Origin of the sequence: Streptomyces cirratus (assembly GCF_014650775.1) — a bacterium.
Taxonomy (GTDB): domain Bacteria; phylum Actinomycetota; class Actinomycetes; order Streptomycetales; family Streptomycetaceae; genus Streptomyces; species Streptomyces cirratus.
Window position 1 is genome coordinate 58,871 of the sequence record NZ_BMVP01000020.1, and the last position, 22,624, is coordinate 81,494.

General features: G+C 71.3%; 22 protein-coding genes and 1 pseudogene. 7 read left to right on the forward strand and 16 right to left on the reverse strand.

The annotated features are described in order from the left end of the window. Positions 1 to 63: 63 nt before the first annotated feature. The 3 genes from IE207_RS29950 to IE207_RS29960 all read right to left on the reverse strand — a co-directional run bounded on the left by IE207_RS29950 (position 64) and on the right by IE207_RS29960 (position 2,766). Positions 64 to 723, reverse strand: coding sequence for a hypothetical protein (locus IE207_RS29950; RefSeq protein ID WP_190187464.1), 660 nt, complete (start codon positions 721 to 723; stop codon positions 64 to 66). Further along, a complete protein-coding gene (locus IE207_RS29955) occupies positions 720 to 1,547 on the reverse strand; it encodes an ATP-binding cassette domain-containing protein (protein ID WP_190187465.1) in 828 nt (275 codons plus the stop codon). The genes IE207_RS29950 and IE207_RS29955 overlap by 4 nt, the downstream gene beginning before the upstream one ends. A 358-nt stretch (positions 1,548 to 1,905) precedes the next feature. After that, a complete protein-coding gene (locus IE207_RS29960; RefSeq protein WP_190187466.1) occupies positions 1,906 to 2,766 on the reverse strand; it encodes a hypothetical protein in 861 nt (286 codons plus the stop codon). A gap of 189 nt (positions 2,767 to 2,955) precedes the next feature. On the opposite strand from IE207_RS29960, the gene IE207_RS34385 reads away from it, so the two are divergent. Then, complete coding sequence (locus IE207_RS34385) at positions 2,956 to 3,318, forward strand: DUF8825 domain-containing protein (RefSeq protein WP_506004951.1); 363 nt, start codon at positions 2,956 to 2,958, stop codon at positions 3,316 to 3,318. 215 nt (positions 3,319 to 3,533) lie between these two features. After that, positions 3,534 to 4,736: a serine hydrolase domain-containing protein gene (locus tag IE207_RS29965; protein ID WP_229874142.1), complete on the forward strand. Its 1,203-nt coding sequence runs from the start codon at positions 3,534 to 3,536 to the stop codon at positions 4,734 to 4,736. A 29-nt stretch (positions 4,737 to 4,765) separates the two neighbouring features. Here IE207_RS29965 and IE207_RS34235 read toward each other — a convergent pair whose 3' ends face one another. The 4 genes from IE207_RS34235 to IE207_RS29985 are packed head-to-tail and all read right to left on the reverse strand — an operon-like array spanning position 4,766 to position 6,202. After that, positions 4,766 to 5,026, reverse strand: a complete 261-nt coding sequence (locus IE207_RS34235; protein WP_190187488.1) for a hypothetical protein — start codon at positions 5,024 to 5,026, stop codon at positions 4,766 to 4,768. Continuing rightward, complete coding sequence (locus tag IE207_RS29975) at positions 4,966 to 5,322, reverse strand: DNA alkylation repair protein (RefSeq protein WP_190187467.1); 357 nt, start codon at positions 5,320 to 5,322, stop codon at positions 4,966 to 4,968. The genes IE207_RS34235 and IE207_RS29975 overlap by 61 nt, the downstream gene beginning before the upstream one ends. Further along, the gene (locus tag IE207_RS29980) at positions 5,319 to 5,738 is read right to left on the reverse strand and encodes an SRPBCC family protein (RefSeq protein ID WP_190187468.1); all 420 of its coding nucleotides are present in this window, start codon (positions 5,736 to 5,738) and stop codon (positions 5,319 to 5,321) included. Before IE207_RS29980 ends, IE207_RS29975 begins: the two co-directional genes overlap by 4 nt. Beyond that, positions 5,735 to 6,202, reverse strand: a complete 468-nt coding sequence (locus IE207_RS29985) for a MarR family winged helix-turn-helix transcriptional regulator (protein WP_190187469.1) — start codon at positions 6,200 to 6,202, stop codon at positions 5,735 to 5,737. Before IE207_RS29985 ends, IE207_RS29980 begins: the two co-directional genes overlap by 4 nt. 1,696 nt (positions 6,203 to 7,898) lie before the next feature. Here IE207_RS29985 and IE207_RS29990 point away from each other — a divergent pair. Further along, positions 7,899 to 8,120, forward strand: a complete 222-nt coding sequence (locus tag IE207_RS29990) for a hypothetical protein (protein WP_190187470.1) — start codon at positions 7,899 to 7,901, stop codon at positions 8,118 to 8,120. Next, complete coding sequence (locus tag IE207_RS29995) at positions 8,120 to 8,371, forward strand: hypothetical protein (protein WP_190187471.1); 252 nt, start codon at positions 8,120 to 8,122, stop codon at positions 8,369 to 8,371. The genes IE207_RS29990 and IE207_RS29995 overlap by 1 nt, the downstream gene beginning before the upstream one ends. Positions 8,372 to 8,698: 327 nt before the next feature. Here the strand turns inward: IE207_RS29995 and IE207_RS30000 are convergent, their stop codons facing one another. Further along, a complete protein-coding gene (locus IE207_RS30000; protein ID WP_190187472.1) occupies positions 8,699 to 9,424 on the reverse strand; it encodes a DUF4839 domain-containing protein in 726 nt (241 codons plus the stop codon). A 134-nt stretch (positions 9,425 to 9,558) separates the two neighbouring features. Here IE207_RS30000 and IE207_RS30005 point away from each other — a divergent pair, with 134 nt between their 5' ends. Next, a complete protein-coding gene (locus IE207_RS30005) occupies positions 9,559 to 10,215 on the forward strand; it encodes a maleylpyruvate isomerase N-terminal domain-containing protein (protein WP_190187473.1) in 657 nt (218 codons plus the stop codon). 77 nt (positions 10,216 to 10,292) lie between these two features. On the opposite strand, the gene IE207_RS30010 is transcribed toward IE207_RS30005, so the two are convergent. The 7 genes from IE207_RS30010 to IE207_RS30040 all read right to left on the reverse strand — a co-directional run bounded on the left by IE207_RS30010 (position 10,293) and on the right by IE207_RS30040 (position 18,100). Then, positions 10,293 to 10,856 carry a dihydrofolate reductase family protein gene (locus IE207_RS30010; RefSeq protein WP_190187474.1) on the reverse strand — a complete coding sequence of 188 codons (564 nt, stop codon included), beginning with the start codon at positions 10,854 to 10,856 and terminating at the stop codon, positions 10,293 to 10,295. Positions 10,857 to 10,946: 90 nt separating this feature from the next. Continuing rightward, on the reverse strand, positions 10,947 to 12,887 hold the full coding sequence (locus IE207_RS30015) for a glycoside hydrolase family 5 protein (protein WP_190187475.1): 1,941 nt from the start codon (positions 12,885 to 12,887) through the stop codon (positions 10,947 to 10,949). A gap of 404 nt (positions 12,888 to 13,291) precedes the next feature. Further along, positions 13,292 to 14,167, reverse strand: coding sequence for a hypothetical protein (locus tag IE207_RS30020; RefSeq protein ID WP_190187476.1), 876 nt, complete (start codon positions 14,165 to 14,167; stop codon positions 13,292 to 13,294). Next, a complete protein-coding gene (locus IE207_RS30025; RefSeq protein WP_229874144.1) occupies positions 14,164 to 14,772 on the reverse strand; it encodes an ATP-binding cassette domain-containing protein in 609 nt (202 codons plus the stop codon). The genes IE207_RS30020 and IE207_RS30025 overlap by 4 nt, the downstream gene beginning before the upstream one ends. 74 nt (positions 14,773 to 14,846) lie before the next feature. Continuing rightward, the gene (locus IE207_RS30030; protein WP_190187478.1) at positions 14,847 to 16,085 is read right to left on the reverse strand and encodes a flavin-containing monooxygenase; all 1,239 of its coding nucleotides are present in this window, start codon (positions 16,083 to 16,085) and stop codon (positions 14,847 to 14,849) included. 167 nt (positions 16,086 to 16,252) lie between these two features. Beyond that, positions 16,253 to 17,119, reverse strand: a complete 867-nt coding sequence (locus IE207_RS30035; RefSeq protein ID WP_190187479.1) for a beta-propeller domain-containing protein — start codon at positions 17,117 to 17,119, stop codon at positions 16,253 to 16,255. A gap of 537 nt (positions 17,120 to 17,656) precedes the next feature. Then, positions 17,657 to 18,100 (reverse strand): MarR family winged helix-turn-helix transcriptional regulator, encoded by a 444-nt coding sequence (locus tag IE207_RS30040; protein ID WP_190187480.1) that lies wholly within the window; start codon positions 18,098 to 18,100, stop codon positions 17,657 to 17,659. 108 nt (positions 18,101 to 18,208) lie between these two features. Here IE207_RS30040 and IE207_RS30045 point away from each other — a divergent pair, with 108 nt between their 5' ends. Both IE207_RS30045 and IE207_RS30050 read left to right on the forward strand, forming a co-directional pair. After that, positions 18,209 to 18,784: a quercetin 2,3-dioxygenase gene (locus IE207_RS30045; protein ID WP_190187481.1), complete on the forward strand. Its 576-nt coding sequence runs from the start codon at positions 18,209 to 18,211 to the stop codon at positions 18,782 to 18,784. A 451-nt stretch (positions 18,785 to 19,235) separates the two neighbouring features. After that, positions 19,236 to 21,472: pseudogene (locus IE207_RS30050) on the forward strand (sulfatase family protein). Here the strand turns inward: IE207_RS30050 and IE207_RS30055 are convergent. Next, positions 21,459 to 22,409, reverse strand: coding sequence for a formylglycine-generating enzyme family protein (locus IE207_RS30055; RefSeq protein WP_190187482.1), 951 nt, complete (start codon positions 22,407 to 22,409; stop codon positions 21,459 to 21,461). The pseudogene IE207_RS30050 and the gene IE207_RS30055 overlap by 14 nt on opposite strands. Between the last annotated feature and the right edge of the window lie 215 nt (positions 22,410 to 22,624).

Here is a 22,624-nt window from a genome sequence, read left to right on the forward strand (position 1 = left end):
GGCAGGCGTCCTACCGGTCAGCGCTGCGCAGCCCGCGCCGGTGCGGGCACACCGCCGCAGAGTTCATGCCTTTCTGCGGGTGATCGCCTGTGTCATGGCAACTGCGGCAGCCAAGAGGCCCGCAGTGACGGCGAGCAGGGCACCCGTGGGTGCCAGGGCGTCCGCCGAGTCCGACGCGCTTTGCAGGTGGGTAAGCATGATGTTGACCGGGGAAACGCCCTTGCCCAGCAGTACGGCCAGGAGGAGTACCAGGGCGAGGACGAGCGCGTAGCCCTGCCGTCGGAACACCAGCCGCGAGCAGACCACTCCGATGGCGATGCCGGTGAAGGCGCAGGTGAGTTGAGCTGCGGTTCCCAGCGCCAGATCCGTGAGGCCGGGTGTGTGGGTTCCGGACAGCAGCGGCAGAACCAGGCCGGCAGACATCAGCAGCAGGCACCATATGGCGGCCGTCCCGACCGTCGCGAGCAGGACGCGTAGAGGGCGGCCGCCGGCGCTGACGACGACGATCGAGCGGTGCGCCTGGTCCTCTAGACCGATCAGTGTCATGGTCAGCCAGACCGAACACGGCAGCATGGCCCCGGCCACCGAGGCGTAGGTCGCGGTGAGCGGGCCGGTGTCGCTGCTGGTCAGCACGGCCACCAGGCCGAGGAACAGCAACAGCGGCGCGAGGTAGCGCTGGGAGAGCAGCAGCACCGTGGACATATAGCGGACCAGCGCGATCACAGGGCGGTCCCCCGCGCACTGCGTTCGTCCGCGGCCCCGGCCCCGGCCCCGGCCCCGGCCAGGCTGGCCACCGACCACCGGTGCTGCAGAGCCGTCAGCAGTACGGCGTCCGAGTGCTCCCGCGCCACCCGCAGGACGACCTCCCCGCCGCGCCGGGCGGTGTCCGTCACACCCGGCAGCACGGACCAGTTCACCTCGATCGGCATGACGCCGGTGGGCATCACGGTCAGGACCAGCTCGACCATCGAGGTGCGACTCCCTGCGTGCCGGCCGCCGTGCGAGGTGACCCGGCCGTCGCTGATGGTGTAGGCGCCGCGGGCGTGCATCTCGGTGATCGCCTCGCGGTGGTCGGTGAAGACCACTGCTCCGCCCTGTGCGGCCACTTCGTCGATGAACTCGGCGAGGACACCGTGGGCCGAGGCATCCAGACCTGACCAGGGTTCGTCGAGGACCAGCAGGTCGGGCTGGACAAGCAGGGCCTGGGCGAGCGCCACCTTCTGCGCGTTGCCCTTCGACAGCGTGCGCAGCGGTGCGTTCCGGCCGCCCACCAGGGACAGCCGCTCCAGCAGGTGATGGCCTCGGGCACGGGCTGCGGAGGCCGACAGGCCACGGATGCGCCCCATGTGGGTGAGATAGGAGATCGCCGAGATGCGGTCGTGGCCGGTGAAGCGGTCCGGTACGTAACCGATGCGCGGTGGTCGGCCCGACACGCTCCCGGTGGTGGGTTGCGACAGTCCGACGAGGATCCTCAGCAGGGTCGACTTCCCCGAACCATTGCTGCCGACCACCGCGAGGACGTCACCGGTCGCGACTTCCATGTCCACGTCACTGAGGATCCATCGTCCTGCGCCGTACCGTTTACCGACCGCCTCACAACGTAACAACTCGACTCCTCACTGTGGCTTACACGCTGGTCTTCCCAGCCTGGCGGGCGGGCTTGGCAGTTAAGCTGACAGGCAGGCAAGCCCCTGGTAGATGGGTTTCGACCAAGAGAATCGTCTCCACCCAGAGGCTCAGCGTGCTTGTCTACCCGTCGGGCGTCGACGTGTCCAGCTCGGCCCTTCGCTTCCTGGCCGCCCTCGCACCCACACTCGCCGAGGCTGTACGGGCCGCTGCGACGAGGGCGTATCTGATCTCGGACGGGACGCTTCTGGCCATTGACTGCCGGGGTGGCTCCTCCTATCACTCCTCGGGCGTGATCCGCCAGGTGCCGTGACGTACGTCGAGCGTCGCGGTGAGATCGGCCTGCCCCGGGAACGAGTCGCCCAGCCGCCACGGCTCCGGCAGGGCAGCCAGCCGGATGGCGACCAGTTCCTCGGTGACGTTGCCCAGGACTCCGATCCAGTGAGGTGCCGTGGCGATCAGCCGCTCAGGCAGCCAGGGCCCGGGCTCGGGAACGCGAGAGCAAGGCGCCTCCGCGAGTTCGGCGAGGGCGGAGCCGGCCAGCAGGGTCATCAGCCGCGCCAGGACCGCGGCCGGCAGGGCGGGCTCGCGGGCCTCCAAGAACACGTAGCAGTCATCGTGGCCCGAGAACCAGACCCGGGACTCTCCCAGGCGGCTCAGGAGCGGCTCATCGATGCCGATCGTGCCGAGCACGAGGGCGAGCTCGTCGAGCTGCTCCGCGGTCACGTCGGCGGGCACGTCGATCAAGGTCAGCTCGTACGCCGCCCACGTGCCGTCGAGGAATCGGGGCAGGAGGTCGCGGTCGAACACAAGGAACTCATCCGCGAGTCCGTTCGCGCCGGCCGCCCAGGATCCGAGGGGGTGGACCCTGCACGGCACGCCGAGCTCGGCCGCGATCAGCGAGGGCCGCAGTGCGTGCCAGTCCTCGTCCAGATAGGAGTTGGTCTCCAGCGACACCACCGCCACCGTGTCGTTCGCCACGGCCATGAGCAGGTCGACCAGCGCACCGGCTTGGGCCGCACCCGCGCGCACCTGCCACACCCCCTCGGCCTCGCGGATGCCGAAGCTCAAGGGGAACGGCCGGCGCTCCAGGCCGACACTGTTCACGCTGAACGCGCCCTGCTGCCCGACCTCGATCACTGCCCCACCCCCGGGAACCCGCCGGCCGCTCCGCCCAGCCCGCACGCATCAATCATCGCTGCTCAGCAGGGCGGCCCTGCCAGGGCCGACGATCCCTCGACGTGGGCACGGTCCAGGGAGCATCGTCCGCGACACCGAGGCGCGCCTACGGACGGTGACCAAGCGGAGGAGTCACACAAACAATCGAACATGTGTTGGAATATAGGAGTGAGAGCACCATTCCGTTTCCCCGATGACCTGCTCGCCCTGCAAGAAGCGTGGCTGCGTACATACGCTGATCTCGCCCAGGCCCCGGCCGACTCCGGTTCCACCGTTCTGCGACGCCGGCTGATCGCCCTGTCCGGACGCCTGTGCACCCACCCGTACTGGACGGCCCCCACCGGATGGCGGGCGGGCGGTGTGGAGCTGCGCCGCGCCGCCGCTGCCGCTGCCGCTGCCGCTGCCGCTGCCGCTGCCGCTGCCGCTGCCCACAGTCCCACCGCGGCGGCCGCCGGACGGGAAACGTCATGTACCAGCAGACCCGCGAACCCGCCCACAGAAGGCGGTGACTGAGCCTCGGGGCGGGGTGGACCCCGATACCGGCTCGCCGCTCGGCCTCCGGTGGACCGCGGCATGGGACCGGCCCCGGCCGACCGTCTGGTCAGGGTGCTGCTCAGGGGGCACTCGGGGTCGTGTCAGGGTGATCCCGAATCGAGTGGGAGCTCCCGGGGAGAAAGACTCGAAGGCGCAACGAGCACCAGTTCCAAGCCTTTTCGAGCGGAGTCGGTATGTCCCTGCGCCATCCGTCGGCCACCTACCTGGCCGCCTTCACGACCGCCGCCGCGCTGTGCGCCGTCGCCGTCCCCGCCCACGCGGCCACCGCCGCCTCCCCCGGTTTGAACCGCGTCGCCCTCCGCGATGCCATCGCCCTGCGCCCCGACGACGGCGCGGCGGGCGTCGTGGCGGAGGTGCACCGTGACGGCGAGACGTGGCGGGGTACGGCGGGCGACGCCGTCACCGGTAAGCCGGTGAGCGCCGGCGCGCACTTCAGGATCGGCAGTGTCAGCAAGCCGATGGAAGCCGTGATAATCCTGCAGCTCTCCGACGAGGGGCGCGTCGACCTGGACCAGAGCGTCCAGCACTACCTGCCCGGACTGCTGCCCGAGGACAGGTTCAAGGAGACCGTCACCGTGCGGCAGTTGCTCAATCACACCAGCGGGCTGCCCCAGGACTTCGAGGGCGCACCGCCGGCCTCCCAGGACGAGGTGATCGACGGCCGCTTCGACTCCCTCAGCTTTGATCAGATCATCCGGCAGACCCTGTACCCCGAAGGGCGTCCGGGACCCGGCCCGCGCTTCAGCCCTGGCACCAGGCAGGAGTACAACTCCTTCGGCTACCGCATCGCCGGCGAACTCATCGAGAGCCTCACCGGCCACTCCCTCCACGACGAGGTGACCAGGCGCATCCTCAAACCCCTCGGGATGCGCGACACCGCCACGTCGTTGCCGGGCAGGGCCACGCCCGTGCCCCGCCCCTACCTCCCGGGCTACCTGCCACGCAGCAACGGCCTGCTCGTCGACGTCAACGAACAGGGCGGCCTGCCCTCCAGCATGACCTCCACCACCGCCGACCTCGACCGGTTCATCACCGGCCTCTTCAGCGGCCGTCTCCTGCGCCCCGCCCAGCAGGCCGAACTCTTCACCGTCCCCCGCGGCTCCGACGGCAAGCCCCTCCCCTACGCGGACTCCGCCAACTGCAACGTCGGCCCCGCCAAGGGCACCGCCTGCTACAGCGCCGGCCTGATGTCCTTCCCGCTCCCGGACGGCACCCTCCTGTGGGGCAAGACGGGCAGCGACATCGGCTACAAGTCCGGTGTCTTCGCCACCCCCGACCTGAACCGCCGGGCCGTATACGCGGCAGGAACCTCCTCGGCCCAGGACCGCGTCCCCGCGATAGCCCAGCGCCTCGCCCTCGCGGCCTTCACGGGCTGAGCGTCGCCCGTACCGCCTACCGCAGGGGTTCACCCCGCCGGTCGAGGACCGGGGTGCAGCAGCCGCGCTCCGGTCCCCTCGCTCTGCGTGCGGCCGACGACGGCGGGGCCGGCCGACTCCTTTACGATGCGTTCCTGCGTGGCCGCAGCCGCGGGCCGGGCGTCGCTCACAATGCCTTCGAGTGGGCCGCGGCGCCGGTCGGGCCAGGGCGAACCTGGGCGATCCGTCGCTACGAATCGGACGTCGTGTCGGGAGGTCTCGCGCAGTGCCCAGCCGATCGCTTTGCGGATGCGAGCTGACGCGCGTGCTGAGTGAGTACGTCGACGGCGGCCTGGCGGTGCTCGTAGACGTCACCGGACCACGGAAGGCCGGCCAGGGCCAGGGCGTCGGCTCGGGTGAGCGGGGGCAGTTCCCTGCGCAAGGTGGTGACGGCCCGGCGTAGGTCGGGGACGGCGACGCCGAGGTGGGTGAAGTCGCTGTGCAGACGGGTACGGTGCCGGGCGGCGCGTACGGGGGCGCCGAGGCGGGCGAGTCGGCCGGTGAGCTGGTCGGCCGCCTCGGCGAGTCGGGCGCGGGGCGCGCTCACGCCCCGGTTTCCAGGATGCGCTTGAGGGTGGTCAGTTCGGTGTCGACGAGAGCGATCTGCTCGTCGAAGAAGGCGTCGGTGAAGGTAGGCGGCTGGAAAAAGGTGATCATGAACTCGGTGCCGGTGCCGTTGGCGACGACGCGGGCGGGGACCTGCCAGGACGCCTGGTCATCGATGTAGTCGTGGTCGAGGATGCCGAGTTCGGCGTTGCCGCGGATGCGGAGCCTGGCAGGGCCGTGCGGGGTGGTCATCAGCCACCAGTCGGCGTCGTCGGTGGGCTCGATCGCCTTGACGTTGACCACGGCCCAGGCGGGCCAGTTCGCGGGATCGGCGAGGAAGGCGAAGACCTCGGCGACGGGGCGCCTAATGCTGACGGTCTTGGTCATCGAGCGGACCGTGGCGGGGGCGGTTTTCATGTCGGGGCCTCTCCGGGGGCAGGGGGTTCGGGGCAGGTATCGCCGATCAGACGGCGGATCCAGTCCTCCAGCTGGCGGCGCTGGGCCGGGTCGAGGTGGGCGAAGAAGTGGGCGTCGTTGCGGTCGGCGATCTCCGCCAGGCGCGGTGTGAGGTCGCGGCCGGCATCGGTGAGGGCCAGCCGCAGGATGCGCCGGGAGCCGGGGTCGCTTTCGCGGGACATCAGGCCCTTGGCGATCAGCCGGTCGACCAGGCGGGAGACCGCACCCACGTCGATGTCGACGTAGCGGGCCACCTCGCGAGTGGTCGTGGCGTCGCCGCGGTAGACGGTGATCAGGACCGTCCACTGGGAGACGGTCACGCCGTGCTCGGCCAGCTGCTTCTCGAAGCGGCCGTGGACCTCGTCGGAGAGACGGCGGAGCCAGTACCCGAGGTGGTCACGGAGGCCGCTGGTTGATGCTGTCACCCCTCCACCATGAATGCCGTGGCAACTGTTGTCAAGACAACAAAAGTGTGCGGCGGAGCCGCTGGTGCTGGGGAGGACCGGGCGGTCCGCCGTCCAGCTGTGGCGCTGGTATTCGCCGCCGTCGCCGTAGTCGGTACGGCCCATCACGATGAGCCGCCCCGAGGACGGGTGGAGGCTCGCCTCGGGACGAGCCGGAAGTCTTGGAGCGCCACGCTCCCACCTGCCGCTGTGCGGTGGGTGCCGGCCCCCTCGTGGGAGGCGTGCAAGGCGCCTCGACGGGCGCAGTACGGGACTGACCTGAGGTCGGCGCTGCACCTGCCTGCGCGGGGAGCCGGGCCGTGCGGAGCGGACGCTGAACGCGGCCGAGGAAGCCGCCTTACGGCGACGCCCGCCCGCCGTACGTGCCCTGTGACGTCGACCGTCGAACATCGAGCACGTGACATCGAAGGTGGGTGGGCGCGTTCCCGAGCTCGCCGACGTCGCGCCGCTACTGGGTCCTGGTGCGGACGCCGGCGGCAAGGCGGTCGTCAGCAGGCCGGTGCCCCGTTGGTCGCGGGCCTCTCACCCGGTGGGTCACCGGATTGACCGGAGAAACGACTGCCCTGCACGCTCCGTCACCCGAGGTTGTGCCGGGCCCGTTGACCCGGACCCAACCGTCGTCCACCACTCAACGTCACCGATCGCGGAAAGTGTGCCGGAGCCTGAGAAGTAAGACGCTTGAAGTGGTTCGGGCTCTCGTCGGTCACGTGCCAAGGCGGCCCGGTCCGTGGCAGGATGACGTCATGATGATCCGAAAGGCTGATGCCGCGTAGGCGGCCGAAGGGGTTGCGCGCGAAGCGTTGGCGCCCCAGAAGAAGCATTCCGGTTCACCGGATTCGTGGGGTGTCTGCGGCGACTCGCGTAGCGATCCGGAAGTTGGAAGAGGACCGGTTGTGGCCGGGAGCTGTGGCTGCTGCCCTGGCCGAGTGCCGGCGACACCTGAATCAGCCAGGGCGGGTCCTGCCGGATCCGATGCTGGGCTGCGATTGCTGTAATCCCCTGGTGGCGCGAGACCGCCTGGAGGACGTGCTGCTGTGGCTTCCGCGCGGGGCGCGGGATGACCTCGGCAGACTCGTCGGCAGGCTCGATGCCGAATTCGACCGTCGGACTGTCCCCCTCAGCCCTCACCTCGGGCTGGCAACCCCGTGGGGTGCGTGTGGGTGGTGGCGTCAGCGCTTCCTGGAGAGCTGAGAACCGGATGCAGCCGACAGCGCATTGCCGTTCGGTGCAGGTACGGGTCGTGTCGAGGCGGTGGGTGGATCGCCGCCCCAGCGGCTCCACTCCCGGCGCAGAACGGGCCGGGCGCATGGCCTGTTCCCGGCACTGGCAGCGGGACGGAACGTCGAGCAGGGGCAGAAGTCTCTGTCCGCTGTGATCACGGCCGGGCGGCAGGGCGACTCGCCGCAGTTCGAGCCGGTTCCGGAGGCAATCCGGGTGCCCCGGCTCGGGCTCGGCAGGCCACGCAAGCGTCCGAACCGGGTGCGGGCCGACAAGGCCTACAACTCCCCCGCGATGACCGGTCCTACCTGTGCAGACTCGGGATCAAGCCCACCATCCCGGTGCCTGCGGACCGGGTCCGCAACCGTCCGGGCGCGGATCGCTCGGCGAACGCACGCCGAAGTTGCTCCTGCGCTAGCCTCGATGCAGCATCTATGACTTGGAGGCCGTGCTGCGGATCGTCTTCGACCCGGCCGAGCAGGAGGCGCTGCGGGCCGACGCGCGGGAACTGGCTGACTGCGAACCGCAGATCGCCTACGTTCTGGAGCGACTCGCCGGCGAAGGTGTCGACCTGGACCGCGTCACCGCCTGGGAGGACCTGCGCGAGAACCTCGGTCAGCCCCCGCTCGACGGCTCCGCTCCCACTCCCAACATCGCCTGATGGGGCGGCACGCCCCGAAGCAAGCCCGCATCGTCTTCTACGACGTGGCGCAGGAGCAGATCGAGAAGATGACGGATGCCGAACGGCTGCGGCTCGACCCCGCGCTGGCGGCCGTCTCCGGGAACCCCGAGATCGGCGTCTCCTCGAAGCACGGTGCGATTCGTGAACACCGCGAGGCCGGCGTTCGGATCCTGTACGTGCCGACAGCCCTGGGCACCCTGGTCCTGGTCGCCCGTGTCGAGGCGGACTGACCGCGTACCACCTCGCTGCGCGCCGGCCCTCCCGGGCAGTCGGCCCCGTAGGGCCCGGGCCCGGAAGGCGGGGGTTTCGCCGTGCCGTGTTCGACGGAAGGGGCCCCGGCAGGTCGGCGGCTTCGATGCGGCGGGGACACGTGGTTCCAGTACCTGTTCCTCTCCGGGCGGGCAGCCCGGGACCGCCCGGCCCGTGCCGGGAGGGGTGGTGACCGGGGCGACGGGTCACCGCGGCAAGGATGCAGGGCGCCGGCGGACGGCGAGCGGGGTGGTGCACCCCGAATGGTCGGGCACGCCGGTCCGCGATGACACAGCTGCCCACCTTGACTACCGGGGTTCCGTCGAAACGGGATCGAGGAAGAAGAGACACTGCTCGGCGTTGAATCCGCGCACCTCGGCAACGAAGCGGAACTTGTTGCCTGCGCCCACGGCGGCGGGGGGCTCCTTGCCGGTCAGTCTCAGGTCCTGGATGTTGACGTCCTCGTACTTGAAGGCCGGGCCGACTCCCGTGTTCGGCCCCTTGTCACCTGGGCCCAGGAGGAAGTCGTAGCGGGTGTCGTGGTCACCGTGGGGTGCCATGTTCACGATCGAGCCGTCGAAAGCGACGGTCCGGCCCTTGTGCCTGGTCGCGAAGTCCAGGTTCGCCTTGTCGCACGAGTCCGCCTTCAGCAGGGCCGCGAACTCCGGGCTGCTCTGAGGCGTGATCACGTCAGTGGCAGCCGACTCGGCCACAGGCGGAGTCGACGTGGAGGAAGGCTTCTCGCTCGCGGCGGTCGTCGACTTGCCCGACCCGTCCTTCTTCCCGCCTCCGTCGCCGAGTGCAGTGGCAGTGCCGATGACGATGGCCAGGATCACGAAGACGGCGGCCGCCGCGCCGATCAGGAGCCACGGCAGCGGTTTCTTCGGCCGACGGAAGTCGAGGGTGGAACGCAGCCTGCCCTTGGCCTGCCCCACGAGCTCCCAGCCGTCCTTCTGCATCCTCGCGATCACCAAGCCGTCGGTACCGCGAACCGTCTGCACGGTCTTGTACTCGTACTTGATCTCGTCGGCCATGCGGCTCCGCGCCCCCAAAGGCTTTTCATACCAACTGTCTCGTGAGCATAGGGGACTCCGCGATGCGACGGGCGGGCCGACCTCGGCGGCATGTACGACTACGGCAACGCCCTCACCCGGCATACCGTGCCCTGATGGACCTCTTCTCACGTTCATGGGCGGCGCTGCGCGCAGCGGTCGCCGACTTGCCGGACGAGGACTTCGAGCGGCCGTCCGGCTGTACCGGCTGGCTCGTGCGGGACCTGGTCTGCCACCTGGTCATCGACGCCCAGGACGTCCTGATCACCCTGGTCACGCCCGCCGAAACCGCACCGACCGCGGATGCGGTCACGTACTGGGACGTACTCGACGGACCACCGACCGGCGAGGACCCCCTCGATGCGCTGATCCCGCGGCTGGCCGCCGCATACGGCGAGCCGCGGTGGCTCAAGTTCCACCTCGACGACATCGGTTCCGCGGCCGGCCGGGCCGCCGAACTCGCCGATCCCGCACTCCGCGTCAGCACCCAGGACAAGGTGCTGACCATCGGCGACTACCTCTGCGCCTACGTCCTCGAATGGACCCTGCACCACCTCGATCTGATCGCGCATCTGCCGTCGGCCCCCGAGCCGCCCGCCGAGACCCTCGCCGCGGCCCGCGCGTCGCTGGAGAAGATCGCCGGAAACCCCTTTCCCGCCTCGTTCTCCGACAAGGACGCGCTGCTCATCGGCACCGGACGTCGCACGCCGACCGGCGCCGAGAAGGCTGCACTGGGCGATCTCGCCTCAAAGCTCCCGCTCATCCTCGGCTGACGACGTCGTCGGCACGCACATGCCCAACGTACTCATCGAGCACGTCCGCGCCTCCGGACGCTCGGCGGTCGAACCGGCTAGCGCGCCACGCGGTAGCGGAGGTGGACGACTTGTGAGCTGAAGGTGCGCGTCTCGACGAGTTCCAGGCCAACCCGGCGCTCGTTCCGGGGGAAGAAGGGAATGCCGCCGCCGACCAGCACCGGGTAGACCCTGGCCCGGTACTCGTCGACGAGACCCGACGCGGCGGCCTCGGCAGCGAGCGTCGCGCCGCCGATCGCGATGTCGCCCTCTCCCGGTTCGGCCCGCAACCGCTCGATCTCCTCCGCCAGGCCTCCGGAGGCCAAGCGGGCATTGCCGCGGACCGCCGACAACGTGGTCGAGAACACCACCTTCGGCAGCGACTTCCAGATCGCGGCGAACTCCAGCGTCGAGAAGTCGAGCGATGCGTCCTGCTCGGCGGTCTCCCAGTACAGCATCGTCTCGTACAGCCGTCGCCCCAACAGGTGGACGCCGACCTGCCGCACCTCGTCCGTGGCGAAGCGAAAGACCTCCTCGTCGGGGGCCGTCCAGTCGAAACCACCGTCCGGCCCGACGATGTAGCCGTCGAGTGAGACGCCCATCGAATAGGTCACGCTGCGCATCAGAAATCCTCCTTGGCGGCGGGTTCGACAGTACGACCGCCCGACGCCCCAGGACCCGTCGCGACGCGCGGGATTCCAGCGGCGGTGGCCTCAGCCGGCCGGCAGGGGCCGGCACAAGAGCGCCGCCGGCGTCGGACGGGCGGCGACGCGGGTGGTGAAGGCGATGCCCGCCGCGTACTCGGCCGGCCGGCACTGACCCTTGTAGTGGCCGGCGGCGAAATCGCCACCCCCGGCGTCCGCCGGACGGTTGTCCCCCCGGTCGAACCAGACCGTGCGGCCGCCTCCCGCGGGCAGCGAGGTGCGTGCCGGGGCGCACAGGGCCGCCGAGACCTGCTCGCCGCGGACGCTGTACCCGATGATGAACTGCCCGTCGGGGCACTGGAGTTTGGTGTAGCCGCCGGCCCAGTCGCCGCCCGGTGGGACGTACGTCTCGTCGCGGACCACCGTCTGGCCGGCGGCCGCGGCCCGCAGGTCGGAGGTGGAGCACAGGCCCCGGCCGCCGGTGTGGCTGAGGCCGGCCAGGCGGGCACCGTCGGGGCAGACGGCTTTGCGGGCGCCGGTGTCCCAGTCCCCGGCGGCGCGGGTGCGCAGCGAGGCGTTGTGGTCCCGGTGGTCGGTGCTCAGCTGGAACCAGGAGACGGTCGCGGGTACGGCTCCGGTGCGGCCGGGGGCGGTGGTGAGGTTCGTCCAGGGGCCGGTGCGCCAGTCCGCGGGGTCGAGGGCTCCGGTGCGGCGGCCGGTGGCGTCGTAGCGGAGCAGGGCCCAGCTGTCGCCGCCCGGGGTGCCTTGTGCGGTGGTGCTCCAGCCGACGAGCGGCCAGTAGGCGAAGTCGGCGTCGGAGGCGGCGAGGTCAGCGGTGAGGTTCTGGAACCATGCGCGCGGGGCGGCCCCGTTCTCGTCTGCGCCGATGCCGAACTCGCTGATCCAGACGGGGGCGGTGAAGTGCGTCCCGGTTTCGGCGGAGACGAAGAAGGCCTGGTCGTAGAGGGTCTGCCGGAGCTCGGCGGGGGTCATGTCCTGGTAGCGGGCGTCATGGGTCTCGCCGAGGCCGGTCGCGCCGCTGTGGTGGGGGCCGGTGTACCCGTAGAAGTGCGCGGAGTACACCAGCTTGTTGGAGACGACGAGGGTGTGGGAGAGGGTGCGGACGGGCGTGAGGGCGGGGCGGCCGTGGGGCAGGCCGTCGAGTGGGATGCCGGTCCAGTTGATGCCCTCGATGACGATGAGCAGGTTGGGGTTGGCCTCGGTGAGGATCCGGTCGGCGGCCTCTTGGGCGGCGGCTTGCCAGTCGTGGGCGTCGCCCAGGCCCCAGTTGGGGTCGTCCCAGGTGTCGCGGCGGACCTCGTTGTAGAGATCGGCACCGACCACGCGCGGGTTGTCACGGTATCGGCGGGCGAGGAAGACCCAGTCGTCGGCCCACTGTGTGGTGGAACGACCGCTGTTCCAGCGTTCGTTGCCGTCGAGGCCGCAGCACCATCGGGTGGTGCCGGTGTGGTTGTTCAGGATGACGGCGAACCCGGCGTCGGTGAGGGCGCGTACGACGGCGTCGTAGACCTGGAGCGGGGTCCGGCCGCGCAGGTCGGGGTTGGCGGTGACGGCGGCGTCCGGGACGGGGGTGGTCGTGTGGAGCATGTCGTTGGAGAAGGGCAGCCGCACGCTGTTGAGGCCGAGGGCGCGGAAGTCGGCGAGCAGGGCCGGCAGGGCGGTCCGGTCCAGGCCCAGCGGGATGCCGTGGGAATCCTGGCCCGCGTGGTGGTTGGCGGGGTCGCCCTGGTCGCCGGAGCCGTTCCAGGAGCCCTGGGCGCCGTCCCAGTTGCCGGAGCGCAGGCGGAAGCGGTTGCCCTGGGCGTCGACGATGTAACGGCCCCGGGTGGAGAGCGGGGGTGTCCAGGACGCGTCCGGCGGGACGACGGCCGGCCGCGGGGGCGACGGAACCACTGAGGCGGCGGCCGTGCCGGCGGCGGCCGCGGTGGCCGGCAAGGCGCCGCCCGCGAGGAGCAGCACGCTCAGCACCACCCGTACGAGGCTCTTCATGTCGGCTCCCCCGGCTGTGGCCGCCCCGTTCCCGGGCGGCTGCGGCGACAAGTTACCGTCCGGTCGCCGGACAGGGAAGGCTCGGAACACGGCGTCCGTGCGTCCCGGGCCCTCGACGGGGCTCACTTCGTCCGCCTGGGTCCGGAAGCGCGCCTGAGCCACCGATGCGAACCACGGCGGCGAGCACGGAGCCCCGGCGGCCGAGGGATCGGACCGTACGGGCGGCAGATCCGCATCCGGTCCGGCCGTCAACGAAATGTGCACGGCACGGCGACGCACACGGACGTCGCGGCGAGCGGGGAACTGCGCGATGTGAACGGCGGCGTGCGCTTCTTGGCGGGACGATCAGAAAAAGGCCCTGCGCTTCTGCACCGATGTGCTGGGCTTCGTGGCGCAGCCGGCCGTCAGGTGCGTGGTGAGGGTGCGCCGTGGGTGCCCGCAGGTTGAACGCCGGTGTCCGTGGCGGCGGGTGGGGCGGCCCTGCTCGCGGGCAGGAAAGGGCCTGGCGGTGGCGTGTGCGGTCCGTAGGAGCGGGTGCGGGCGTAGAGCGCGGTGGTCGCCACCGCGATGGTGGAGGCGCACCACAGCAGGCCCAGGGCTGCGTGCCCGCTCCCCGGGTCGTGGTGGGTGAAGGCCGCGGCGGTGGCGGTCTGGCTGGGGCCGAACAAGGGCAGGACGACCAGCCAAGGCTGGTCGGCGCGCGGGTTGTTCAGCGGATTTTGCAGGGTCAGTTCCGCGAAGACGACCGCGATGACGAGGAACAGGCCGCTCAGTTCGCTGTTGAGGAGGGCACCCAGCATGGTGCCCAGACCGCCGTAGGCGAGGGCCGCGCAGAGTCCGGCCGTCCAGATCACGGCCGGCTGCGGCGCGCCCACGGCCATGCGCAACAGGACGGTGATCTGGGTGGCCAGTACGGCGGCGACTGCGGCCATGGCGGTGAGTCTGGCCAGCGACAGGGCGGTACGGGGGAACCCGGCCAGGATGAGGCGCTGGTCCATCTCGCGGGCCTTGTACGTCGTCATGAACATCATGAAGCCGATCACCGTGGCCGCACCGGGCAGGGTGCTGATGATCTGTGTGGCATGACTGATGTCGGTGGTGACCTCGGCGTCGACGACGGCCACGCGGAACGTGAGGGGGGTGCTCGGCAGGCACGTGCCGGAGATCCAGACCCATGCCGGGACGAAGACGACCGCCATCAGCAGGGCGAGGCGGTTGTACAGGTGGCCGAGCAGGGTCAGGCGCAGGGCGATCAGGAAGGCTTGGCTCCAGGACCTCATGCCCTCACCTCGGCGGAGAGTACGTGGAGACGGCCGTGGCGGAGGTGATGGACGGTGTCGAAGCGTGCCCGGTCGTGCAGGAGGTGGGAGACGACGACGATCGCGCAGCCGTCGGAGCGCAGCTGCTCGGTCAGTGTCCAGAAGCGTTCGTAGGTGGTGTGATCGAAGCCTTGGTGGGGCTCGTCGAGGATCAGTAGGTCGGGTGAGTGCATCAGGGCCAAGGTGAGGTTGAGCTTCTGCCGGGTGCCGCCGCTGAGCCGGCCCGGACGACGGTGACGACTGTCGGCGTAGCCGAGGACGTCGAGAAGCTCCTCGGCCCGGGTGAGGTCGGGCAGGCGGTAGGCCGCCCGGAACAGGCGTAGGTGCTGCTCCACGGTCAGGGCGTCGTCGAGATGGATCTGCTGGGGGCAGTAGCCCAGCTTGCCCGTGCGGGTGACCTGGCCGTGGTCGGCGGCGAGCTGCCCCACCGCGATGCGCAGCAAGGTGCTCTTGCCCGCCCCGTTCTCGCCCGTCACCCCGACCAGGGCGCCTGCGGGCACGGTCAGTGTGGCGTCGGCGAGGACGGGGCTGCGGCCGTAGGTCTTGCGGACGTGGGTCAGTGTCAACCGGTCCGGCGGGGTGACCGTGAGCCTGTCCTCGCGCGGCGTACCGGGTGGGTCGGGGCGTGGGCGGCGGCACGTCATCGGACGGGCTCCGCCGGTGCGGGCGCGGCGGCACGGCGTGGTGCGGGTACGGGTGCGGTTCGCGCGGCGATGGCATGCGAGATGGCGCGGGCCTCCACACCTGCCTGGTAGAGGGCGCCGCTGAGGGGGTTGGTGAACCCGACGAAGTACAGGTGGGGGGCGAGCGGTGCGGTGAGTGCGCCGTGGACCAGGGGATGCCCCGACCCGTCGAGGACGCCCAGGCCGGACAGCAGGCCCTCCAGTTGGGGGCGGTAGCCGGTCGCAGCGATCACGACGTCCGGAGTCAGGACGGAACCGTCGGCCAGGTCCACCCGTGGTCCGTCGAACCCGGTGACGGCGGCCACCGGCCGAATACGGCCGGTCCGTACGGCTTCCACGAACCCGTGGTCCAGTACGGGGTTGTTGCCCTCGCGGTGGTTGCGGGTGAACGGGCCGGTGGTCGGGCGGGGAATGCCGTGGGACGTGAGGTCTCCGACGACGCAGCGCTGCGTCCACAGCGCCGACCGGTCGCGCCAGGCCGCCGGCAGGAACTCCGTCAAGCGCCCGAGCGCGTGCCAGCGGCTGGAGTCGCGGGGCAAGATGTTCGGTGGGGTCCGCACGGCGATCCACACCTGCTTGGCGCCCTGCCGTGCCAAGGCGGTGGCGATCTCGGTGCCGCTGTTGCCGGCGCCCACCACCAGCACCGACCGGCCCCGGTACGCGGCGGGGCCGCGGTAGCCCGCCGCGTGCAGGAACAGGCCATTGTAAGAGTCCAGCCCGGGCCAGTCGGGCAGGTGCGGGGTCCGGCAACGTCCGGTGGCGATCACCACCGCCCGTGCGGCGATCGGGCCCCGGCCGGTGTGCACCCGCCACCGCACGCCCGCGCCACCGGCACCGCCGGCCTCCGGTGCGGGTCCCGTCGAGGCAGCCTCGATCCGCTCGACCGGAACGTTGAGCCGGACGCGCAGACGGTGGTGGCTGCGGTATGCCTCTAGGTAATCGACGAAGGCGTCTCGTCCCACCCAGGTTCCCGAGCCACGGGGCAGAGCCAGACCGGGCAGATGGGATCCGCTCCGGGCGGTGTGGAGGCTCAAGTGGTCGTAGCGCTTGGCCCAGCTCACGCCCACCTGCTCCCCGCGCTCCAGCACCACGGCGGGGACGCCCACCCTCTGCAGCATCGCAGCGGTCGCCAGACCACTGGGGCCGGCTCCGATGACCACTGCGGGGGCAGTGTCCGTACGAGCTTCGTCGGGCATGGGCAGTGCTCTCGCCGCCTTGTGTGCGCACCCTCGCGGTCGGTGGTCCGGTGTGATCGTAGCGATGCCACGGAGCCCGAGCCGCGAGGGTGGGACGGTAGCCGAGAGCAGGAACGATTACTCCTCACCCTGATGGAGCAATGCCGTGGCGACGGGCAACCGGCGCCCTACGGCCTCCAGTCGGCCTCCAGGTCATGGGAGTCGGTCTTGGTGAGCTGGGTCAGTGCGGTGCCGTCGGCCCGTACCACGTAGAGGTGTTCGGGGTCCGCGTCGTCGGCACCGCCTCTGGTGAAGACCAGGCGGCTGCCGTCCGGCGACCAGGAGGGGTACTTGTCGTTGAGGCGGCCCGTGGTGATGCGGTGCACTCCGGTGCCGTCGGGGCGGACGAGGTAGAGGTGGGCAAAGCCGGAGGAGTCCAAGCGGCTGAAGGCGATGCGGTCGCTGTGTGACCAGTCGGGCGTCCAGTCGTGGGAGTCAGGCCCCGTTACCGCCGTCTGGACCAGGCTGGACAGCCGGATCCGCATGATCCTGCTGTGTCCGCCCGTGTCGGCGCGGTTGAACGCCAGGGACTTGCCGTCCGGGGACCACGTCGGGTGGAGGTCGTCCGCCGCGATGTGGGTGAGCCTGGTGGCGGGAGTGCCGTCGATGTCGGCGACATAGATCTCGCGCTGCTTGCCGACCGGCTTGGCGTAGGCGATCCGCTTGCCGTCGGGGGACCACGCCGGGTCGGAGGCGCCCTCGGTGCCCGGGACGGGCTTCAAGTCGCCGCCCGTGGTCTTCATCGTCCAGATGCCGTCGACGGCTCCGCCGGCTCCGTAACGGACGAAGGCCACCCGCGTGCCGTCGGGGGACCAGCTGGGCATGACGTCGCTGACGGTGGACGTGTGGGTGAGGTTGATGGACGTGCCGCCACCGGGGGAGATCGCGTAGAGGTCTTCCGTGGGCGCTGCCGAGGTGTAGCGGGCGAAGACGATCGGGTGGTCTCCCGCCGCCCCGCCGGCTCCTGCGGCCCCCACGGTGAGTGGTGCGGTCACGGCGATCGCCGTTGCGGCCAGCGCCGCCCGGCGACACCGCGTCGTGCCGTTCGCGCCGGTCCGGCCGATTCCTCGGACTCTTCCGGCGAATCTGCCCCGGCCGACGCGGCCTTGTTGCTGTGTCAAGGTCTCCACCCCGATCCCTCCTTGCGGCTGCTGCGGGCCGCTGCGGCCCGTAACATCCCATCGATGGGCCTTGGGGGGAAGCACAGGCACCAGGCGGTACGAGCTCTGTGACATGTTCCGTACGACACCGTCACATGCGGTGCGTGATCGCCCCTTTACCCGCCAGTCGCCCGGTGACGGCGACTTGGCACCAGCCGTCCCGCCGGCTCGCGGGGGTTACCCCTGCTGTCGGGGACCGCTGCCTGGTCTGCACTTCGGCCTGCTGCCCCGATGGCCCGGGCGTCGCGTGCTCGGCATGGCCGGGCTTACACAGCACCGTTTTCCGCCTGTTCGGACTGGGTCCGCAAGGCCCTCAAGCGCGACGCCTGATCTCTGCAACCGTCCACCCGGCCCGCGCCGGGTTGGCACCGCTCAGGGCGCCTCGACCAGCGGGGGCTCCCCCATCGGGGCGGTCAAGGCCCGGCGAAGGGCGTCGACGGCGTCGGCACCGATGCGTTCCGTCAGGACGCCTTCGATGACGGCGAGGGTGTCCTGGGCTCGTCGGTGCACACGGGCGCCTTCCGCGGTCGGGCGGATCAGGCGGCTGCGTGCGGAGGCGGGATCGGACGTCTGCTCCAGCATTCTCATGCCGATGAGAACGTGGACGGCCTGGTGGGCGGTCTGGCGGGTGACGCCCATCCGGCGCGCGAGCTCCGAGACCGTGGTGCCCCCTTCGTCCAGGGCGGCGAAGACGGCCGCCTGCCCGACGGTGACCGGCTGCTCTCCGGCGGCCCGCATGCTGGCCAGCAACGCGTCGTCGAACCAGCGCTTGGCCTCGGTGAGCAGCTGGGGCAGGTTGCGTGCGGGGGTGGCCATGGTTCCTCACGGGGCGACGGGGTTCCGAGCATAGCGACCGCCCGGGACCACCCGATGCCGAATGTCAGGTACCCTGACATTCATTGCATCGTCGCATCGGAGGTCCCCATGACCATGGAGTTCACCCGTCCCAGTCACCGGCTTCCGCGCCGCCGAGGGTCGCGGATACCGGCGGAGCCCGGGAAGCCGTACTTCATCGAGAAGGGACTCGGCGACCGCGCCCACCTGTTCACCGACCTGGTCACCGTCTACGCCGGTGGTGAGCAGACGGAGAACACCTTCAACTTCTTCACCGTCGAGGGGCCCGAGGGCGACGTGATCCCGGCTCACGTCCACTCCGACACGTACGAGGTCTTCTACATCACCGACGGCGCGGTGCGGCTGTTCGTCGAGGACGTGGAGGGACAGCAGTACGAAAGGCTGCTCAGGGCCGGCGACTTCGGGTTCGTGCCGAAGAACTGCCCGCACGCCTATCGCATCGAACGCCACCACAGCCGGGTCGTGGGCGTCGCCGCAGGTCCCGGTGGCACCTTCGAGCGGTTCTTCGAGAACTTGGGCGTGCCGACCGAGGAACTCGGCCTCCCGTCCGAGCCGTACGTACCCGGACCGCACCAGTTCGCCACGGTGCCACAGCGGTACGACGTGCGCTTCCTGCCTGAACACCAGTGGCGCACCGGGAGTTGATCCCGCGCCGCGCTCAGAAGACGCCGGTCGGCCGGCCCGTGTCCGGTCCGGCCGAGCAGCGGCGCACACAACGGCACACCCGGGCCTCTGCCGCGACCGGCACTGCGGGTCGGAGGGTCAGGCTTTCGGCCGTCGGAAGCGGCGTCGGTGCTGCACGACTCCACCGGCCTCCGCGCCGCGACCCCAGTGAGGACCCTCGGGTCCTCGGCAACACGCCGACGCGCCTCCCGTCATCGGGGGCCGCCGCACCGACCGGCCTCCGCGCGGCGGCCGCCCAGGTCACTTCGAAGTGGAGGCACTGACGGCACGACAGCTGCCGGGCGGGGCGGGGGCGCTGTCACAAGGTCTTCATGTCCCGTGCATGGTCTGGCCGCGCCGGACCGCGCATGATCGGCGCACACGCGCGGCCCGCGCCCCGCACCCCAAGCCCCCATCCGAGGAGCACTCCGCCATGCCCAGCCGCCGTACGTTCCTCGCCGGTTCGACCGCCGCGCTCGGCGTCACCGCCCCGGCCGCAGCCGTACCGGTGGCACGGGCCGCCGCTCCGACGGCGCTCCCCGAGCCGACGGCCGTCACCGGCACCCGGCCGCCGAACCTCGTCGTGGTCCTCGCCGACGACCTCGGCTACGGCGAACTCGGCGCGTACGGGCAGAAACTGATCACCACCCCCCGCCTTGACCGGCTCGCCGCCGAGGGGCTGCGCTTCACCGACGCCTACTCCACCGCGGCCGTCTGCGCCCCTTCACGAGGTTCCCTCCTCACCGGACTCCACACCGGCCACGCCACGGTCCGCGCCAACCCGTCCTCCGGTGGCCAGGGCTCCCTCACCGCCGCCGACACCACCTTCGCGCAGGTGCTGCGGGCACGCGGCTACCGCACCGCCGTGATCGGCAAGTGGGGCTTCGGTCCGGAGGCCGCCGGCCAGGACAGCCACCCGGCCGCCCGCGGCTTCGAGGAGTTCTACGGGTACATCGACCACGGCCATGCCCACCAGTACTACCCCGAGTACCTCTGGCACAACGACACGAAGGAGGCCATCCCCGCCAACGCCGGCGGCGCCAAGGCCGTGTACGCGCCCGACCTGCTGGAGCAGCACGCCCTGGAATTCATCGGCAACCACGCCGAGGAACCGTTCCTGCTCCTGCTCACCCCGAACGTCCCGCACGCCCCCAGCGACATCCCCGACACCGGCGCCTACGCGGACCGCACCTGGACGGCCGCCAACAAGGGGCACGCCGCGCAGGTGACCTACTTCGACGCGCTGGTCGGCAAGGTCGTCGACCGGCTGCGCGCCCTGGGGCTGGAGCAGGACACCGTCCTCCTCGTCACCAGCGACAACGGCCCCCACGAGGAGGGCGGCGTCAACCCCGACCTGTTCGACGCGAACGGTCCCCTGCGCGGGTACAAGCGCAACCTCTACGAGGGCGGCGTACGCATCCCCCTCATCGCCTGGGGCCCCGGCCGCGTCCGGCAGGGCACCAGCGACCGCCCCACCCCGCTGACCGACGTCCTGCCGACCCTGGCCGAACTCGGAGGCGCCCCCGCCCCCACCGACGTGGACGGGCTGTCGGCCGCCCCCCTGCTCGCCGGCAGCCCCGACTCCGCCCGCCACGGGCACCTGTACTGGTTCCGCGACGAACTGGGCGTCACCAGCCGGGCCGACGCCCAGGACGCCAAACGTGCCACCTGGCTCGCCGAGGCCGTCCGCCGCGACAACTGGAAAGCCGTGCGCTTCGCTCCCCAACGCGATCACGACCTTCCCGACGCGCAGTGGCAGGTCGAGCTGTACGACCTGGCCGCCGACCTGGGTGAGAGCCGTGACCTCGCCACCGCGTACCCGGCGAGGGTCACGGAGCTGGTCGCCCTGATGCGCTCCTCCTGGAAGGACTCGTATCCGCGCGTCCCCTTCGGGACCCGCCTGACGCTGCCCGCCCTCGCCGTCCCCGGCGAGGCGTTCACCGCGACCGCCACCCTGGACAACGGCTCCTCCCGTGCCTGGGCCGCCGTCTCACTCGACCTGCGGGTCCCCGCCGGATGGACGGTGGCGCCCGCCTCCCGGGCCACGGCGGAACAGCTCCCCGCGGGCGGCCGGCTCACCACCTCCTGGCGGGTCACCCCGCCCGCGAACGCCTCGCCCGCGACCGCGTGGACGCTCACCGCGGAGGGCGGCGCCCTCGCCCCCGGCGGTCCGGTCCGCTACCCGGCGACGGGCACCGTCCCCACCCCGCCGCCCGCCCCCACCCGCGACTCCTACCTCTCCGACCTCGCCTGGATCAGCGCCGCGAACGGTTGGGGGCCGGTGGAGCGCGATGCGTCGAACGGCAAGAACGCCGCCGCGGACGGACCGCCGATCTCCTTCGGCGGGACCGTCTACCCCAAGGGCCTCGGTGTCCACGCGCCCAGCGACATCGCCTACCACCTCGGCGGGGCCGCCGTACGGTTCACCGCGCTCGTCGGAATCGACGACTTCTCCGCGAAGCAGAGCGCGCTGGGAGCCACCCGAGCCAAGGTCTACGGCGACGCCGTCTCCTGCTGACCACACCGACCCTCACGGCCGCCGGGGGCCCGGTGGCCGTCGACCTGGACGTGCGCGGCGTACGCGTCCTGCGGCTGGTGGTCGAGGACGCGAACAACCGCACGTCCTTCGACCACACCTCCTGGGCCATGGCCCGCGTCACCGTCTCCTGAACCGGAAGGGGTCCTGTGCGGGGTCCGCGGCCACCCTGAAGCCGATGTTCCCCGTCGAGCTGTCCGGCGTGTTCGAGCTGCGGGCCGCGACGCGGTAGCGGTTGCAGTAGGAGTCGTGACACAGGTAGGAGCCCCCGCGCATCGCGCGGGAGGATTCCTCGCCCGGGGTGAACCAGTCCGCGCACCACTCCCAGACGTTGCCGACGGTGTTGTAGAGGCCGAAGCCGTTGGGCCGGAAGGACGTCACGGGGGCGGTGGAGACGTATCCGCCGGCGTCGGCGACGGCGTCCGCGTCGAGCAGCGGGAACTCCCCCTGCCAGATGTTGCACATGGGCCGGCCGCCGGGAGTCAGCTCGTCACCCCACGGGTAGCGCCGCTGCTCCAGGCCGCCACGGGCGGCGTACTCCCACTCGGCCTCGGTGGGGAGACGGGTGCCGGACCAGGCGCAGTAGGCGCGGGCGTCGTTCCAGGAGACATGGACGACGGGGTGGTCCTGCCGGCCCGCCACGTCGCTGCCGGGCCCTTCGGGACTCCGCCAGGACGCCCCCTGCACGGCCCGCCACCAGGGGACGGCCCGCACGGGCGGTGAGACGGCGGCGACCTCGTCGGAGAGGAAGGCGCCGAAGGTGAAGGAGTACCCGAACCGCTCCGCCTCGGTCGTGTGCCCCGTGGCCTCGACGAATGCGCCGTACTGGGCGTTGGTCACGGCCGTGGCGGCCATCTGGAACGGCTCCACGGCGACCTCGCGGACCGGCCCCTCGGCATCGGAGGGGAAGCCGTCGGGGGCGTCGGTGCCCATGAGGAAGCGGCCGCCGGGAAGCGCGAGCAGCTGCCGGGCCGCCCGAGAGGGCGCCGCCGCGGGTGGCGGCGGCGCGAGGTCGAACGTGGCAGCGGGGGTGGAGGCGTGTGCGTGGCCGGGAGTGCAGCATGCGGGCATGTCGGCTCCGTCGGAAGAGGGCGTTCGTCGTACCGGGTCGCCGGTTTCGAGGTCGCCCGGTCCGGCGGTCCGGCTCCCGCGACGAGCGCCCCCACGGTGGGCGCCCGCGTCGTGGAGCCGGTGCTGCCGCCCTCCGGACCGGGCTCCTCAGGCCTTACTTGACGCCGAGGCCGGCGTCGGAGACCTCGGGCTTGCCGGCGGCCTTGAGCACCTTG